At 34.0% G+C, this 18,529-nt stretch carries 15 protein-coding genes; 11 read left to right on the forward strand and 4 right to left on the reverse strand.

The genetic code is table 11. The annotated features are described in order from the left end of the window. The first annotated feature begins 5 nt into the window (after window positions 1-5). From EPK97_RS20665 to pflA, 4 genes are all read left to right on the forward strand, one after another. Window positions 6-1,676 (forward strand): glycerol-3-phosphate dehydrogenase/oxidase, encoded by a 1,671-nt coding sequence (locus EPK97_RS20665; protein ID WP_162038526.1) that lies wholly within the window; start codon window positions 6-8, stop codon window positions 1,674-1,676. Between the two features lie 216 nt (window positions 1,677-1,892). Next, window positions 1,893-4,502 carry a bifunctional acetaldehyde-CoA/alcohol dehydrogenase gene (gene adhE / locus EPK97_RS20670; RefSeq protein WP_162038527.1) on the forward strand — a complete coding sequence of 870 codons (2,610 nt, stop codon included), beginning with the start codon at window positions 1,893-1,895 and terminating at the stop codon, window positions 4,500-4,502. 173 nt (window positions 4,503-4,675) lie between these two features. Then, window positions 4,676-6,946: a formate C-acetyltransferase gene (pflB, locus tag EPK97_RS20675; protein WP_162038528.1), complete on the forward strand. Its 2,271-nt coding sequence runs from the start codon at window positions 4,676-4,678 to the stop codon at window positions 6,944-6,946. Between the two features lie 35 nt (window positions 6,947-6,981). Further along, complete coding sequence (pflA, locus tag EPK97_RS20680) at window positions 6,982-7,728, forward strand: pyruvate formate-lyase-activating protein (RefSeq protein ID WP_162038529.1); 747 nt, start codon at window positions 6,982-6,984, stop codon at window positions 7,726-7,728. A gap of 1 nt (window position 7,729) precedes the next feature. Here the strand turns inward: pflA and EPK97_RS20685 are convergent, their stop codons facing one another. Continuing rightward, complete coding sequence (locus tag EPK97_RS20685; protein ID WP_162038530.1) at window positions 7,730-8,449, reverse strand: Crp/Fnr family transcriptional regulator; 720 nt, start codon at window positions 8,447-8,449, stop codon at window positions 7,730-7,732. 213 nt (window positions 8,450-8,662) lie between these two features. Here EPK97_RS20685 and EPK97_RS20690 point away from each other — a divergent pair, with 213 nt between their 5' ends. Continuing rightward, the gene (locus EPK97_RS20690) at window positions 8,663-9,265 is read left to right on the forward strand and encodes a WIAG-tail domain (protein WP_162038531.1); all 603 of its coding nucleotides are present in this window, start codon (window positions 8,663-8,665) and stop codon (window positions 9,263-9,265) included. 28 nt (window positions 9,266-9,293) lie between these two features. On the opposite strand, the gene EPK97_RS20695 is transcribed toward EPK97_RS20690, so the two are convergent. Further along, window positions 9,294-10,286: a ketoacyl-ACP synthase III gene (locus EPK97_RS20695; protein WP_162038562.1), complete on the reverse strand. Its 993-nt coding sequence runs from the start codon at window positions 10,284-10,286 to the stop codon at window positions 9,294-9,296. Between the two features lie 268 nt (window positions 10,287-10,554). Between EPK97_RS20695 and EPK97_RS20700 the strand changes: the two genes are divergently transcribed. The 3 genes from EPK97_RS20700 (at window position 10,555) to EPK97_RS20710 (ending at window position 12,507) form a co-directional block, all read left to right on the forward strand. Further along, window positions 10,555-11,313 (forward strand): YhcN/YlaJ family sporulation lipoprotein, encoded by a 759-nt coding sequence (locus EPK97_RS20700; protein WP_162038532.1) that lies wholly within the window; start codon window positions 10,555-10,557, stop codon window positions 11,311-11,313. A gap of 116 nt (window positions 11,314-11,429) precedes the next feature. After that, entirely contained in the window at window positions 11,430-11,654 is a 225-nt protein-coding gene (locus tag EPK97_RS20705) for a helix-turn-helix domain-containing protein (RefSeq protein WP_160645613.1), read from the forward strand. Between the two features lie 121 nt (window positions 11,655-11,775). After that, on the forward strand, window positions 11,776-12,507 hold the full coding sequence (locus tag EPK97_RS20710) for a class I SAM-dependent methyltransferase (protein ID WP_162038533.1): 732 nt from the start codon (window positions 11,776-11,778) through the stop codon (window positions 12,505-12,507). 3 nt (window positions 12,508-12,510) lie between these two features. On the opposite strand, the gene EPK97_RS20715 is transcribed toward EPK97_RS20710, so the two are convergent. After that, on the reverse strand, window positions 12,511-13,014 hold the full coding sequence (locus EPK97_RS20715; protein ID WP_162038534.1) for a phosphatidylglycerophosphatase A family protein: 504 nt from the start codon (window positions 13,012-13,014) through the stop codon (window positions 12,511-12,513). A gap of 219 nt (window positions 13,015-13,233) precedes the next feature. On the opposite strand from EPK97_RS20715, the gene EPK97_RS20720 reads away from it, so the two are divergent. The 3 genes from EPK97_RS20720 to EPK97_RS20730 all read left to right on the forward strand — a co-directional run bounded on the left by EPK97_RS20720 (window position 13,234) and on the right by EPK97_RS20730 (window position 15,804). After that, complete coding sequence (locus EPK97_RS20720) at window positions 13,234-14,253, forward strand: GerMN domain-containing protein (RefSeq protein ID WP_162038535.1); 1,020 nt, start codon at window positions 13,234-13,236, stop codon at window positions 14,251-14,253. A gap of 196 nt (window positions 14,254-14,449) precedes the next feature. Continuing rightward, window positions 14,450-15,190, forward strand: coding sequence for a ribonuclease PH (gene rph, locus EPK97_RS20725; protein ID WP_162038536.1), 741 nt, complete (start codon window positions 14,450-14,452; stop codon window positions 15,188-15,190). Next, the gene (locus EPK97_RS20730; RefSeq protein WP_162038537.1) at window positions 15,190-15,804 is read left to right on the forward strand and encodes an XTP/dITP diphosphatase; all 615 of its coding nucleotides are present in this window, start codon (window positions 15,190-15,192) and stop codon (window positions 15,802-15,804) included. Before rph ends, EPK97_RS20730 begins: the two co-directional genes overlap by 1 nt. Before the next feature lie 654 nt (window positions 15,805-16,458). Here EPK97_RS20730 and asnB read toward each other — a convergent pair. Further along, entirely contained in the window at window positions 16,459-18,303 is a 1,845-nt protein-coding gene (gene asnB / locus EPK97_RS20735) for an asparagine synthase (glutamine-hydrolyzing) (protein ID WP_162038538.1), read from the reverse strand. Window positions 18,304-18,529: the final 226 nt, after the last annotated feature.

Here is an 18,529-nt window from a genome sequence, read left to right on the forward strand (position 1 = left end):
ACAATATGGATAATCTATTTTCGAGCTTGAACAGGCATAAAAAACTAACTGAAATGAGTCAGGAAACACAGGATTTACTAATTATAGGTGGAGGAATTACAGGTTGTGGAATTGCATTAGATGCAGTCACAAGAGGGATGAAAACAGTACTAGTTGAAATGCAAGATTTTGGGGCTGGAACATCAAGCCGCTCTACAAAGTTGGTTCACGGCGGACTAAGGTATTTAAAACAATTTGAAATAGGAATTGTTAATGAAGTTGGCAAAGAACGTGCTATTGTATATGAAAATGGACCTCATGTAACTACTCCAGAATGGATGTTGTTACCGATTCAAAAAGGTGGTACTTTTGGCAAGTTCAGTACTTCAATCGGGTTAAGAATATATGATTATTTAGCTAAAGTGAAAAAGTCAGAAAGAAGGAGAATGTTATCTTATCAAGAAACTTTGGAAAAGGAGCCTTTACTTAAAAAAAAGGGGTTAAAAGGCGGAGGATATTATGTTGAATATCGCACTGATGATGCCAGGTTAACGATAGAGGTAATAAAAGAGGCAGTTAAGTATGGTGCAAATGCAGTTAACTACACAAAAGTTGACAACCTGATTTATGATGACAGCGGAAAAGTGACGGGTGCTCAAGTCCGTGAAATTGACTCAGGAAACGTGTATAAAATTTATGCTAAAAAGGTCATTAATGCAACAGGTCCATGGGTAGATAACATTCGTACAATGGATAAATCGATGAATAATAGAAAATTGCTTTTAACTAAAGGGGCACATTTGGTGATTGATCAAAAAGTTTTCCCTTTAAAACAATCCATCTATTTTGATACGTCAGATGGTCGTATGGTGTTTGCAATTCCTAGAGATGGAAAAACCTATGTTGGCACTACAGATACAGTTTATTCAGGGGATACATCAAATCCGCAATTGACTATGGAAGACAGAGATTACATTTTAAGCGCTATTCATAATATGTTCCCTGCTGTTAAGTTATCTGAGAAAGATTTTGAATCTAGTTGGGCGGGTGTTAGACCGTTAATTTATGAAGATGGGAAAAAACCTTCCGAGATATCCCGTAAGGATGAGATTTGGCAATCTGAATCTGGGTTAATCACTATAGCTGGCGGGAAATTAACAGGTTATCGGAAAATGGCTGAGACGGTTGTTGATCTAGTAACAAAACATTTTAGTGATATAGAAAGGAGAACTTTCTTAGAGTGCAAAACCAAACAATTACCTATCTCTGGTGGAGATGTAGGGGGAGCAAAGCATCTAACATCATTTATAAGTGAAAAGGAAAAGGAATCACAAAATTATGGCTTTACAAGAGCACAAGGAGAACATCTCGCTCGCTTGTATGGTTCTAATGTAGATAATTTATTTAAATTAGCTGAACAATATAGAAGCCATCATCAATATGATATTGATTTGCCGTTGGATATATTTGTACAGCTGTTATATGGAATTCAATATGAGATGGTCACAAAACCTGTTGATTTTTTTATTAGGAGAACTGGAGCACTACTTTTCAATATTGATTGGGTACGAAAATGGAAGAAGCCTGTTATTGAATATATGGCGTCAATTTTTAATTGGTCTTCTGAACAGAAGTCTCAACATATTAAAGAACTAGAGAAACAATTACATGCCGCTGAATTTCCTCAAACAAGTTAAACAACCACTGAAAATAATAAAACCTTCAATTTCACTCTTTGTTAAGTGATGTTGGAGGTTTTTACATAAAGAAGAGCTTAGATTCTTTACAAATCTAATGCATTTGTGACAAAAATCACAGCCTTATAAAACCCCTGATTCTATAATTAATTTATAAACAAACAAGTTTAACAAATAATAAATAGATTGAACCAATATTGAGGAGGAGTGGAACTCATGTCTATGAAAGAGAAGAAAGTTCAAGAGCAAGTTTCAGCAAAACAAGAAGTTGATTTATTAGTACAACGTGCTAAAAAGTCACAAGCAGAATTTTTAAAACTAAATCAAGAGCAAGTGGATCATATTGTCCAACAAATGGCATTAGCAGGATTAGATCGTCATATGGTATTGGCAAAAATGGCTGTTCAAGAAACTGGAAGAGGTGTTTATGAGGATAAAATCACCAAAAATATTTTTGCTACAGAATATATATACCACAGTATAAAGTATGACAAAACTGTAGGTGTAATTGAAGAAAATGCTTATGAAAATTTTCAGAAGGTAGCTGAACCGGTTGGTGTGATTGCAGGAGTTACGCCTGTTACAAATCCAACTTCAACAACGATGTTTAAATCTCTAATCTCAATTAAAACAAGAAATCCTATTATTTTTGCATTTCATCCTTCTGCACAACGGTGCAGTAGAGAGGCTGCAAAAACAATTCTTGAAGCAGCTATTCAAGCAGGTGCACCTGAACATTGCATCCAATGGATTGACAATCCTTCATTAGAAGCAACTGGATTATTAATGAACCATCCTGAAGTGGCGTTAGTTTTAGCAACTGGAGGATCTGCAATGGTCAAAGCAGCATACAGTACTGGAAAACCTGCACTTGGTGTAGGACCTGGTAATGTTCCTTGTTTCATTGAAAAAACAGCAAATATCAAACAGGCAGCTACAGATTTAATTCTTTCTAAATCTTTTGATAATGGTATGATTTGTGCTTCTGAACAGTCTGTGATTATTGAAGAACCCATTTATCAAGAAACTACCAAATTTATGAAGGATATGGGCTGCTATTTTCTAAATGAAGAAGAAACTGCTAAAGTATCAAAATTAGTAATTAATCCTGAGAAATGCGCAGTTAATGCTGTGATAGTAGGTCAATCTGCTAACAAGATTGCTGACATGGCAGGTTTGAAAGTGCCGAAGGATACAAAAGTTTTAGTTGCTGAATTAGATGGTGTTGGTGATAAATATCCATTGTCAGCTGAAAAGCTAAGTCCGGTTTTAGCTTGTTATAAAGTGAAGAATGCTAAAGAAGGTATACTACGTGCAGCAGAAGTAGTTGCTTATGGTGGTATGGGTCACTCTTCTGTTATCCATTCTGGAGATCAAGATGTTATTAATGAATTCTCAGCAGTATTGCAAACAGGTCGTGTCATCGTAAATTCACCATCTACACATGGAGCAATTGGAGATATATACAATACTAACCTTCCATCTTTAACTCTTGGTTGTGGAAGTTATGGTAATAATAGTACAACATCTAATGTTTCTGCGGTGAACCTAATCAATGTTAAAAGAGTGGCACATAGAACAGTAAATATGCAATGGTTTAAAATACCAAACAAAATTTATTTTGAAAAAGGTGCTACTCAATATTTAGCTAAAATGCCTGATATCACAAGAGTTATGGTAGTTACAGATGAAATGATGGTGAAGCTTGGATACGTTGAAAAGGTAGAATATTATTTACGCAAAAGACAAATGCCTGTTCATATTGAGGTTTTCTCAGATGTCGAACCTGATCCATCTGTAGACACAGTCGAACGAGGTACAGCGATGATGAATAGCTTCAAACCAGACTGTATTATCGCACTTGGTGGCGGTTCTCCAATGGATGCAGCTAAAGCAATGTGGTTATTTTATGAATATCCAGATACAAACTTTAACTCTTTAAAACAAAAATTCTTAGATATTAGAAAAAGAGTTTACAAATATCCACGTCTAGGTAAAAAAGCAAAGTTTGTAGGGATTCCAACAACGTCAGGAACAGGTTCTGAAGTGACTTCATTTGCTGTTATTACAGACAAAGATCAAGGGAATACAAAATATCCATTGGCGGACTATGAATTAACTCCCGATGTTGCAATCATAGATCCAGATTACGTGTTGAGCTTACCTAAAACAGCAGTTGCAGATACTGGAATGGATGTTTTAACGCATGCAATTGAAGCTTACGTATCTGTGATGGCAAACGATTATACAGATGGATTGGCAATGAAAGCAATACAGCTTGTGTTTGAACACCTTGAAAATTCTTATAAAGTAGGAGACGCATTATCTAGAGAAAAAATGCATAACGCTTCTACTATCGCTGGAATGGCTTTTGCGAATGCCTTTCTTGGCATCAACCATAGCTTAGCTCACAAATGGGGCGGTGAATTCCATACAGCACATGGTAGAACAAATGCGATATTATTGCCGCATGTCATTAGATATAACGCGACTAAACCTACTAAATTTGCTTCATTTCCGAAATATGACCATTATGTTGCTGATGAAAGATATGCTGAAATTGCGAGAACGCTAGGACTACCTGCAAGTACGACTGAAGAAGGAGTTCATAGTTTAATTAATGCGATTCGCAAGCTGAATAAAGCATTAAATATTCCAGAGAAATTTAAAGATGTAAATGTGAATCCTACTGAATTTGAAGCAAAAGCAAACTATTTAGCAGATCGCGCTTTTGAAGACCAATGTACAACTGCGAATCCTAAAATGCCATTAGTTACTGAATTAGCTGAAATATATAGAAAAGCGTATTATGGAAAGTTTGAATAAGTTTATGTAACACTTTAAGAATTTTTCTCAGGTGGACAATTTGCTCCACCTGAGAAAATCCTAGCTAAGCTGTCTTGCAAACTTTCTAATGTTTGTTGGTTATCCTCATTTGCAATCTTAATTTGCAAAGGATAGTTAAGTGATAGATGTAAAAATAATAGGAGGTGTTTTTCATGTCTATGGTTGAAAAAGAATTAAAACAGACAGATACACAGTTAGATGCTTGGAGAGGTTTTCAAACTGAAAAATGGGATAAAAAAATGGATGTAAAAAACTTTATTGATTTAAACATTACTTCTTATGAGGGTGACGAGCAATTTTTAACAGCTCCTACTACGGATACAAAGGCTTTATGGGACATTATAAGTGAATTAACTAGAAAAGAGCTGGAGAATGGTGGAGTATTGAATGTCGATGTAAATACGCCTTCTACCATTACTTCACATGGACCTGGCTATCTTGATCAGACAATAGAGAAAATTGTGGGTTTACAAACAGATGAACCTTTTAAACGTTCAATACAACCATTCGGTGGTGTGCGAATGGTCAAGGATGCATGTGAAGCGTATGGTTTTAAACTACCAGATGAAATCTTCAAAGTATTTACAGATATTCGTAAAACGCATAACCAAGGTGTTTTTGATGCGTATACAACAGATATGAGGAAAGCGAGAAAAGCAGGGATTATTACGGGATTGCCTGATGCCTATGGAAGAGGGAGAATCATTGGTGATTACAGAAGAGTAGCGTTATATGGGGTTGACAAACTAATTGAACAAAAACAAAAAGAGCTGCTTCAATTAGAATTGGATGTCATGAATGAAGAAGTTATCAGAGATCGTGAAGAATTAAATGAACAAATACGTAGTTTACACGAATTGAAACAAATGGCAGAACATTATGGGTATGAAATTTCTTTACCTGCAAAAAATGCAAAAGAAGCGATTCAGTGGTTATATTTCGCCTACTTAGCTGCAATAAAGGAACAAAATGGAGCTGCGATGAGTTTAGGCCGTGTATCCAGCTTCCTAGATATTTATATTGAAAGAGATTTACAAGAAGGTACGCTAACGGAAAAAGAAGTTCAAGAATTAGTTGATCATTTTATCATGAAGTTACGTATTGTGAAATTTTTACGTACGCCAGAGTATAACGAATTGTTTAGTGGGGATCCTACTTGGGTTACTGAATCTATTGGAGGAATGGCACTTGATGGAAAAACAAGAGTAACAAAAAACTCTTATCGTTTCCTTCATACTTTGTATAATTTAGGTCCAGCACCTGAACCAAATTTAACCGTTTTATGGTCAGAAAAACTTCCTGAGAATTTTAAGAACTATTGTGCAAAAGTTTCAATTCATACGAGTTCCATCCAATATGAAAATGATGATCTAATGCGTCCTCACTATGGTGATGATTATGGAATTGCTTGCTGTGTTTCTGCGATGCGTATCGGTAAACAAATGCAGTTTTTTGGTGCAAGAGCAAATCTTGCAAAATGTTTGTTATATGCAATCAACGGTGGAGTTGATGAAAAATTAGGTATTCAGATAGGACCGGAATATACACCCATTATTTCTGAGGTTTTAGATTATGATGAGGTTATGAAAAAGTTTGATGACATGTTAGAATGGTTAGCAAAATTATATATGAATACATTAAACGTTATTCATTATATGCATGATAAATACAGCTATGAACGCATCGAAATGGCATTACATGATCTTGAAATTGTACGAACGATGGCTGCTGGCATCGCTGGTTTATCTGTTGTGACCGATTCATTAAGTGCAATAAAATATGCGAAAGTAAAACCGATTCGTAATGAAAAAGGAATTGCGATCGATTTTGAAATCGAAGGTGACTTCCCTAAATATGGGAATAACGATAACCGTGTAGATTCCATTGCTATCTCACTTGTTGAAACTTTCATGAATAAATTAAATAAACATCAAACTTATCGTGGAGCGATTCCTACGATGTCTATATTAACCATTACTTCTAATGTAGTGTATGGTAAAAAAACAGGCACTACACCTGATGGACGTAAAGCAGGAGAACCGTTTGCACCAGGTGCAAATCCTATGCATGGGAGAGATACAAAAGGTGCACTAGCTTCTTTAAATTCTGTTGCTAAACTGCCTTATGAATACAGCTTAGATGGAATTTCAAATACGTTTTCAATTATTCCAAAAGCTTTGGGCAAGGAGGAGCCAATTCGAAAGCAGAACCTACATGCATTATTAGATGGATATATGATACAGGGAGCCCACCATTTAAATGTAAATGTTTTTGATCGACAACAGTTAATTGATGCGATGGAGCACCCTGAAAAATACCCACAACTAACAATAAGAGTTTCTGGATATGCTGTAAACTTTGTGAAGTTGACAAGGGAACAGCAGTTAGATGTCATAAACCGAACGTTCCACGGTTCAGTATAAAGGATATATTTAACTTCTAGGAAGGATGAGAGATGATGAGCACGACGGGTCGCATACACTCACTAGATACATTTGGAACCGTAGATGGTCCAGGCATAAGATTCGTGCTTTTCATGCAAGGCTGTGCGCTTCAATGCCAATACTGCCATAATCGTGATACATGGGATAGAAACAAAGGAGATATAAGGAAAGTTGAGGATATATTATTAGAGATAGAACTTTATATTCACTATTATAAAAGATCTAAAGGAGGTATAACGGTTACAGGTGGAGAACCGACTTTACAAGCTTTATTTGTTAAAGAGTTGTTGGAAGCTTGTAAACAACGCTGGGATCTTCATACTGCTTTGGATACCTCTGGTTTTAATGATCCTAAAAAAATTGAAGATTTGTTAAAAGTAACTGATTTGCTTTTAATAGATATTAAAGAAATGGACGATGAAAAACATAAAAAGTTGACTGGTCAGTCTAATGAGAGAATTTTGAAGCTCATACAATACGCTTCGGACAACCATAAAAAAATGTGGATAAGACATGTACTGATTCCAGGAATTACTGATGATTATAACGATTTATATGCACTTGGTGCCTTTATTGGCAAGTTAAAAAATGTAGAGAAGGTAGAGATTCTGCCTTATCACAGAATGGGTGTATTTAAATGGCAGCAATTAGGTTTTTCATATCCATTAAAGGGAGTTAGAACCCCATCTGATCAAGAATTGAAAAGAGCAATTCAAGTAGTTGAAAAAGGGATGGCGGAGCTCTCTCTCCCTATAATATAATTTAAATTCGACAGATTTCAATAGGGCAGTCAGGACAAGAGACGATGGCTTTTAAATCATTTAGCTTGTGGATGGTAATGGTTCCATTTTTCATGCTGATGATTCCATCGTCTTTATGTTTGTTTAAAAGTCTATTTACACTTTCTCTTGTTGTACCAATTAAATTCGCTATATCGGTATTCGTCAATTTAACATCTAATACGATTCCATCTTCAGTTAACCTTCCATAGGAATTACTTAATCGTATTAATGTAGAGGCTAAGGCTCCACTTTTTCCAAATAATAACAAGTCTCGAAACTTAGATTCTGTTTTTCGATGCCATAAACTCATCCATTTCAGAAATTCTACAGCAAAATCACCATGCTGATAAATGAGCATTTCCAAATCACTATGCTCTATCATCCCAATATTACAATTTGTTAATGCTTGAGCAGAATAGCTGAAGTTCAAATCACCAACTCCACCAAACTCACAAAACATATCTCCCTCTTGTAGGATATACAAAATGAGTTCCTTGCCATCATCCGTTAGTTTGTATATTTTTACTTGACCTTCATTTATATAAAATAATTTCCTAGCTGGTTCTCCCTCACGAAACAAATATTGTTGTTGTAAAAAATGATGGGAGTACATTACACTTTTTAATCTATCAACATTTTCATCAGATAAAAATAAAGATATTTGACCTGAGGATTTACAGTTTAGAGTAAGATGATCCATGTTTGAACACCCTCCTGGTTCATAATCATATCGTTTAGAATGTGCTCTCATTCATATTATATAACTTTTTCAACAAGATTGCTGTAAGAGTTTTGAGAAACTAAGAACAAGTACTTTTTCTATTTTAGGTATGTGCACATTTTCTTTGAATTCCTGTACATATCAATAGAGGATGACATATGTTACTAAATAAACGTAAAGGGAGGTTTTGGAATGAAAAAAAAGCGGAATCGTAATAAAAAAATGAAAAAGATAGATCCCTCAATAAATGAATTAGTGTGGTTGGATGAAGAGAAAATAGATTCCTTTAGAGAGAATATACCCATCCATGACATAAGCTGGTTTCCTGATTTTCAATTTTTAAATCAAATTCCACAAAAATCATCAAAAAAAAAGAAAAAAGTAAAAAAAAATAAACCTCTGATCTATACGAATCCATTTGAATTTAGTTTTGAATATAATAGTTTTGATGATGAAGAACCGACGATAACTTATCGTGATAAAACCGATAGCAACGTTGATGATAAGCAAAATGAACAACTCAAAACGATCCATCAATATAACAATACTGAATTTAAATTGAATATTGATGAAAAAAGTACAGAGATGTTCATTTTTTTTGATACTCCATTTAAAAATACGGATTATGTTCTTGTAGCTATGACAGATTGTTCAAATTGTTTTGCAGCACTAAATGAAAAAACTGCGGAATACGCAGTTATTGATATTGTTCTTATTGAAAATAATAATGAAGAACGAGATGAAGAAATAGAACAACATGGTTTCTTATCTTGGATTGCCATAGGTGAATCGTAGTATTATTGAATCAAAAACAGGATGTTCTTCATTTTCTAGGATTCAAATTCCATTTTACCAATAAACCAGCATAAACTAATCCACCACCAAAACCATAAAGTAACAAATGGTCTCCATTTTTGATTTTATTTTGGTTTAGACCTTCTTGAATAGATAATGGAATGGTTGCAGCAGAAGTATTTCCACAATGTACAAGACTGTACAGTGTTTTTTCAATTGGAAAATCACTTCTTTGGCATATAGATTCAATCATTCTTAGATTTGCACTGTGAGGAATAAACCAATTCACATCTTGTAAACTGAAATCTGTATTTTCTAAAACTTTTAACATTCCTTTAGGCACATGATTTACCGCCCATTTATATACCTCACGACCGTTTTGGACTAAAAAGCCTTCATTTTTAAGATCAACCCCATTTAAATTGTTGGATAATCCTGTTTGATATAAGTGGATTCCTCCATCACCATTGGAACCATTGTAGGAAGAAATGAAACTAGGCTGTTTTTCATCTCTTTCTACCATTACAGCGCCTGCACCATCTCCAAATAAAATACAGGTTGAACGATCTGTATAATCAGTTATTTTAGATAATACATCTGCACCGATAACAATAATTTTTTTGTGGAGACCAGCAGTGATTAGCCCATTTGCAACTTGCAAGCCATACGTAAAACCTGCACATGCAGCTCTAAGGTCAATGGCTCCTGTTTTTTTTAACTGAAAATGAGCTTGAAGTCTACTCGCTGTACTAGGAAATGAAAAATCAGCGGTACTTGTAGCTACAATAATTAAATCTGTATCTTCAATATCCACCTCATAACTTTCCATCATATTCTTAATGGCTGCGATACATAAATCACTTGTGTATTCTTTATCTGCAGCTATGCGTCGCTCTTTAATTCCAGTACGTTTTACTATCCATTCGTCATTAGTATCCACGATTTGTTCTAAATCATGATTTGTAAGTACTTTTTCTGGTACATAAGATCCAATAGCAGAAATTCTTGCTTTTGAATTCATATTTAGGTTGCTCATTACAATTAACCCCTCTTTTATAAAATAAATATATTGTTTAGAAAAATCTGAATATCTTTAAGTATTAGTACCTAGTGCTAATTATGAAGATAAGGGTTTGATTTGTCAATGTACTACAAAATTCATAAAAAAATATGATATTAACTTTTCAGGAAAGTACAGTACGAATTACCAAAGCATTCTATGTTTATTTTTCAGCTAAAAAATCATCCTAAGAGAGATACAAAAAATCAATATAGGATGGAGGCGTATAATGGTAAATTCAATGTTTACTAAATTAATTGTTGCTGGTTCACTTATCTTTTCATTAAGTGCTTGTACAACTGATAATGAAGGTGCTATGGATAATCGAACAGGGGATAATGTTAGCCCGTATGGAGTATATGACTCGAATAGGAATTACAATGCAAACCGTTTAGGTATGAATACCCGAAATAACATCTTAAATACAGATAAACTACGGGCCAGTGACATGCGTGCAAATAATGTACACCAAAATACAAATGTGAGAGAAAGTAAAAAGATTGCAAATGCAATTGTAAACATGAAAGAAGTAAATAGAGCAAATGTATTACTAACGGATAATAATGCTTACATTGCAGTGGAATTAACTGACAATACTAAAAATGGAATGACAAGAAAATCCATGAAAGGAAAATCGCTTAAAGGCACCTCTAAAGGTAATACTGAATACTATGGTTTAGGAATGAATACAGGTAAAAAGGTTCGATCATTTTCTGATACAATGACAGATGATGTGAAAAAGAAAATATCCAGTAAAGTAAAATCGATGGATAATAATGTGAAAAATGTGTATGTTTCTGCAAATGCCAATTTTGTAGACCGTATTAATAATTACATGGTTGATATTGGTGAAGGTAGACCTGTTAGAGGGTTTATGGATGAATTTAATACATTTATGAATCGAGTTTTCCCAATGAATATGGATAAAAATGTAGATTATAAAGACAACAATAATCAGCGCAGTATAATGAATCGAACAAATAGATAAATTTATAGCCTATTTTTCGAAAACTGCCGCACCATCGACCGCTACTTTTCATAAAATAATTTGACTGTATCCCTTGACCTTGTAATTCTAAACCCAAACAAGGAGGGGTGACGATATTGAAGGGTAGCGACGATAAAGGAAAATTCATATTAACAAACCGTGAACGTGAAGTATTCGAACTGTTAGTTCAAGACAAAACAACTCGAGAAATTGCTAAAGAGTTGTATATAAGCGAAAAGACAGTTCGAAATCATATCTCCAATGTCATGCAAAAGTTAAATGTTAAAGGTCGTTCACAGGCAGTCGTTGAATTAATAAGGCTTGGAGAATTGAAAATATAATCATGTGTATATTTCACATTCATTGAATACCTTCTTTGACTTTCCTGTTATTATGGGATTGGAAAAGAAGGTTTTTGAATGTTAAAATAAATATCACGAATTTAAAAGTGAGGAATCATTTATGCATAATTGGTACGAAGATAGCTTCGGTGAAGATTATTTATTGGTTTATAGACATAGAAATTTACAGAATGCTTATGAAGAAGTAAAAAAAATGATCAAATGGTTGCATTTACAAGATAAATCATCTGTATTTGATTTATGTTGTGGTATGGGAAGACACTCAATGGCTTTATCGGAATTTGGTTATACAGTTACTGGTATGGATTTATCAGCAGTATTACTTCAAGAAGCAAAAAAACTAGATAAGAATAAAAAAGTAACTTGGATTCATGGGGATATGCGAAAAATTCCAACAAATGAATCTTTTGATGCTGTAGTAAATTTATTTACATCCTTTGCCTATTTCGAATCAGATCAAGAAAACAGTAAAGTTTTATTAGAATTAAGTCGTATTTTAAAACCGAACGGGAAATTTATTATTGATTTTTTGAATGCTAGTGTTGTAAAAGAACATTTGGTTCCCTATTCAGAACGTTCTACAGAGGGTGTGAAAATTGAAGAATATCGTACTATTGAACAGGAGTTTGTACAAAAACGTATTATCATTAAAGGTGAAAATCAAGAACGTACATATATTGAAAAAGTAAAGTTATACGATTTGTCTGCATTTGAACATATGATATCTTCTGCTGAATTGCAGTTGGATTACGTGTTTGGGAATTATGATCAGGCTCCTTATGATGAAAAAACGTCTCCACGTCTTATTTTAGTAGGTCACAAACAAGCTTAGTCATTATTCCACAGCTCCATGTTTTGAATGTGCGATTCGACTGCTTGCAGCGGCAGCGATCGCACCTATGATGTCATCTAGAAACGTATGAATAGGTTGATCATCTTTATCATTTAATTTTTTAAGTATACCTGGTTTTAATTTGTCTATATATCCGAAATTGGTAAAACCAATACTCCCATATACATTTACGATGGATAAGGCCAAAATTTCATCACATCCATATAACCCCTCGTCATTTTCAATCATTTCTAATAATGGAGATTCTAATTTTTTTTGCTCAGCCAATATATCTAATTGAATTCCAGTTAGAATAGCATTTTGAACTTCTCGTTTTTGTAAAACCTTTTCTACATTCTTCACACAATATTCAATTGTTAAATCAGGAAAATATTCTTTTTGTAAAAATAAAACTAATTCAGCTATATCCTCTAAGCTAACCCCTCTTTTTTTCAAACTTTCCAGAGTTACTTGTTTTACTTTTTCACTATCTAATTGATAAGACATTTAAATTTTTCCTCCAAGTATGATATGTACCTTATTTTAAACAATACACAATAGAATTATCCTATTTTAATTTCCTAATCATCACAGAAAAAGAAGAAATTATGTCTCTGATTACACTTGAATATTTTTTTCAAAATTAAAATTGGACAAAATGAAGTATAAATTATAACTAAGCTCGTATACATAGTAGTACAAAACCTAGATGGGGAGGAAAAGTACATGAATCATTACAAATGGATAAAACAAGTGACATTCGTATCACTTCTAGTTCTCCTGGCAATGACAGCAGGGTGTTCGTTATGGGACGCAGAGGAAAGTAAACTGATTGATCCGCCTCCTAACGATATCATGGCCAGTTTAGAACTCGATGATGATCAAGTATACAGCGATGAGGAAGCAATTGAAAATGTGCAGATGTCCTTATATTTTAAAGATCAATATGGTTATGTCGTACCTGTAACTATGAATATTCCTTATGTGGAGGGAATTGCAAAGCAAAAGCTGAGATATATGGTAGAGGATGGACCTATTTCTGAAAAGTTACCATATGATTTCACTCCTGTGATTCCGAGTGGGACAGAAATATTAGGACTGAATATCGAAAATCAACTAGCTATTGTAGATTTTTCAGAAGATTTTTTAAACTATGAAATGAATGACGAACGTAAGCTTTTAGAAGCAGTTACATGGGCCTTGACAGATTTTCCAACTGTTGATCAAGTTATTATTAATGTAAATGGAGAAACTTTGAAAAAAATGCCTGCACAAGGAATTCCACTTCATGAGCCATTATCTAGAGAGATGGGGATTAATATTGAAAAGTCTGAAGGAGTTCCGCTAAGTCAAACATCGCCTGTTACATTATATTTCTTAAACCAGACCAAAGATTTGCAAAATTATTATGTACCTGTTACAAGGTTAATTCAAAATCCAGATGATATTGTAGTAGCCACACTGAATGAATTAATAAAAGGACCATTTGAGCCTTCAGGTTTAAATTCTGTGATGATTTCATCCGTTGAAGTTATCAATACTGATCAATCCCAAGACTTAATAACGTTGAACCTAAGTGATCATATTTTAGGTATAGATCAAATGGTATCAGAAGAAAGTTTACAGTCCATTATTTTATCACTTACTGAAAATACGAATGCTACACAATTTCAGTTTTTAATTAATGATGAAAGTTATAATACACCAGTAACAAAACCCGCTTATATGAATATATTTGAAATGTAATAGTACCCACAAAAGTGAAGTAAAGCTTTGAAGCTTATACCTTAACCGTCAATATGATTGTGAATTGACGGTTTCATTTTTTTTGCAGAAATAAAGCTTGTGGGTTTAAGTTAAATCAATGTTTTGGTAAAATGAGGTGTATTCTAAATAAAAAAATGCATACGATAAGTTCATAACAATATTAGGGGGAACTAAATTGAGAATAGATGGAAGATCAAATAATGAATTAAGACCGATTAAAATTACAACAGATTTTAACAAATATGCTGAAGGATCTGTATTAATTGAATTTGGTGATACGAAAGTGATTTGTACAGCAAGTATTGAAGATAGAGTTCCTCCTTTTTTAAAAGGGCAGGGTAAAGGTTGGATCAATGCAGAGTATTCAATGCTCCCTAGAGCCACTCAAACAAGAAATCAACGTGAAGCGGCAAAAGGGAAATTAAGTGGTAGAACAATGGAGATTCAACGTTTAATCGGTCGTTCACTTCGCTCTGTCGTGAATTTAAAGGCATTGGGGGAAAGAACGATAACTTTAGATTGTGATGTAATTCAAGCGGATGGAGGTACACGTACGACTTCCATTTCGGGTGCTTTTGTAGCCACTGCACTTGCAATAAATAAATTTTTCAAAGGAAAACAGTTGCCGCAATTTCCACTTACAGACTATTTAGCGTCCGTAAGTGTAGGGATTGTTAATGAAAAAGCTTTGTTAGATTTAAATTATAAAGAAGATTCCACAGCGAAAGTAGATATGAATGTGGTGATGACAGGTCAAGGTAAATTTGTAGAGCTACAAGGTACAGGGGAAGATGCACCATTCTCCAAAGAAGAATTTACAGAGTTAGTTGATTTAGCTGAATCTGGGATTCAAACTATTATTCAATTACAAAAAGATGCTTTAGGTGAGATTAGTAAAAAAATAGGAGTTAAATAATGATCAACGAAGAAATTGTAATAGTAGCTACTAAAAACCAAGGAAAAGTTAAAGAATTTACAAAGCTGTTTCACAAATTAAATAAAGAAGTACGGAGCTTAGCAGATATCGATCAAGTCCCAGAAATTATTGAGGATGGCAATACTTTTATAGAAAATGCAGAAAAAAAAGCAAGAATCATTGCCAATCATTTGAACACCCCAGTCATTGCAGATGATTCAGGTTTATGCGTTGATCAATTAAATGGAGCCCCTGGTATTTATTCCGCAAGATATGCTGGTGAACATGGTAATGATAGTTTAAATAATCATAAACTTCTAAGTGAATTAAATAAATTAAATATCGAACCTGATAAAAATGGATGCTTGAGCCAAGCACAGTTTATGTGTGCGCTTGTGCTTGTAAATCCTGTTTCAGATCAAGTGATTAAGGTTGAAGGGACATGTAGAGGATGGATTATAGATCAACCAAGAGGTGAGTTTGGTTTTGGTTATGATCCGCTATTTTATTTGCCTCAATATGAAAGTACAATGGCAGAATTAAATGTTGATGAAAAAAATAAAATCAGCCACCGTGCAAATGCATTAAATAAATTATACGAAATATTAAAGTAAACCTTTCTGTCAGTGGCGTTTTCATCATCCTCCACCTGAAAGTTAAACTAGGACAGTTGTACTGATCCATCGTATCTGATCATGGATGAGCTATTTTGTAGGAATTATCAATACAGGAAGTTTTTGAGGAATGCGGGAAAAACAGAATAAACTAAAGAAGACTCGTCAATTGGCGAGTCTTCTTTAGTTTAAGATTCATAAATTTAATATTAGATGTGGTATACACTTTTAGTTGGAAGAGATTTAGTTATGAAATAACGGGAATTTTTGGTCTTATCCTTTATAAAATTAGCTCAAAATAAAAATTGAGGGAAATCCTGGTCTTATTTCATCCATATTCACATAAAACTGCCATATCTGGACTAGATACAACATAATAAGGACCATATTTCCCGCTAATTTAAAAAAATCTTAAAAAATAACTAAATAAGACCGTTTATTCCCTTTATTATTAGTTTTTCTCTAAGGCAAGTATTTTCAATTTCCATAATGTTATTTATGTTTATTTGCAGTGTGAAGAAATAAAAGTAATTACGTGTTGCGGAATTTTGACGTTTTGAATGTTGGAGCATCCTTCACAAAGAAATATACTTCTAAAGAAGGATTCGGCAGCATTTCTTCTAATGGTCATTGATAAGTGTATTAGTATAAAATTCATTTTATACTAATATTATATTTTCTAAGCCATAAATCCACCTGAGCTAAATAAGCAAATAACTGAGGTCCTGACATTAATTGACCAAACCAAGGGAAATGATAAGATTTTACATCGGAGTTGGCGATTTCCTTAATTTTTTTTACGTTAATTAAAGATTGTAGTGGAGAAGAAGGATCATCAAGTATTTCCAAAATCCATTTTTTTACAGCCTCCGTGTAATCGGGATTATGTGTTTTAGGATAAGGGCTCTTTTTACGTTGAATGACATCCTCAGGCAGGATTCCTTTTAATGCTTTTCTTAGGATGCCTTTTTCACGATCTCCTGCTGTTTTAATTTCCCAGGGAATATTCCATACATATTCAATTAAACGATGGTCACAGTACGGAACACGAACTTCAAGACCCACTCGCATACTCATCCGATCTTTTCGATCCAATAAAGTTGGCATAAAACGAGTAATATTCAAATAAGACATTTGTCTCATTTGTTTTTGTACTTTAGTTTCTCCTTTTAAATGGGGAACTTCCCCTATTGCTTGTGCATAACGATCTTCTACATATTGTTCTGGACGAATCCACTCTTTTAGTTCATCTGATAAAATTTCAAGCCTTTTATTTAGTGTAAGTGACCATGGAAAAGTATTTGCATTTAAAGAATCCTCCCTATGAAACCAAGGATATCCACCAAATATCTCATCGGCAGCTTCGCCAGATATAGCCACTGTAGCCTGTTTTTTAATCTCACGACAAAATAAATAAAGTGAAGCATCCACATCAGCCATTCCAGGAGTGTCACGTGCATCCACAACCGCTTTTAAAGATTCTACTAACTCTGGGGTATCAAATTGTATGTTTTGGTGATTCGTGTTTAAAAAACTACTCATTCGTCGAATCCAGGGTTGATCGGAATTTGGCTGGAAATCATTTTCTTTAAAATGAATTTCGTTGTCTACATAATCGACGGAGAATGTATTCACAGTTCCTTGTTTTGTTTGATTATAATAATTTACTGCTATCGCTGTAAGAGCGCTAGAATCTAAACCACCAGATAATAATGTACATACAGGCACATCTGAAACAAGTTGTCTTTCCACTGTATCGATCAATAGTTCTCTAATCGTTTGAGCTGTTTGATCTTCATTTTCAAAATGAGGGTGTGATTCTAATTTCCAATAAGGATATTTTTTCAAACCATTTTTTTCTAATTCCAAACAATAACCGGGTTTTAATTCCTCCATGTTGTTGTATATGCCATGTCCTGGCGTGCGAGCTGGTCCAATGACAAATATTTCGGCTAAACCTTCGGCACCAATTTCTGGTTTGAATGTAGGATTCTCTAATATGGCTTTTGGCTCTGATCCAAATAAAAAAGTAGAATGATGGTATGAGAAGAATAGAGGTTTTACTCCTACCCGATCTCTTGCTATAAATAATTTCTCTTGCAAATCATTCCATATTGCAAATGCAAAAATTCCATTTAAACGTTCTACACATTTTGCTCCCCACTCAATGTAAGAAATTAATACAACCTCTGTATCACAATTAGTTTGAAATGTATGTCCACGATTTATAAGTTCCTCTTTAAGTTCAAATGCGTTATAAATCTCACCGTTATAAACAATGACAAATGTTTGGTAATCATATTTACGCCACATCGGCTGTGCTCCATTTTCTGGATCAATGACACTCAATCTGCGGTGACCAAGAGAGCAATGAGGAGATATCCAAGTTCCAGAAGCATCAGGTCCACGTGGAGCTAGTGTTTTTGTCATGTCTTCCAGAATTGTTGGGTACTTTGTTAAATCATCATTCCAATTAATCCATCCAGTTATTCCACACATAAGGTTTCCGTCCTCTCTTTGAAGTCATAATGGTGATATTTTATGCCTATAAAATAAACATTGTTAAAACATATGCTGAAAGAGTAGTGAAAATGTTACTGTACGAACATGATGAATGGAAGTTATTTTGTCAGGATTTACTGACATTTGGGAGCAACAAATTAGAAGGGGGAAGAAAAAATAAAAAAACCTCACTATCTATGATCTATGAAGTGAGGTTTTTCTG

The sequence above is a fragment of the Chengkuizengella sediminis genome, from assembly GCF_010078385.1.
Taxonomy (GTDB): Bacteria; Bacillota; Bacilli; order Paenibacillales; family KCTC-33759; genus Chengkuizengella; species Chengkuizengella sediminis.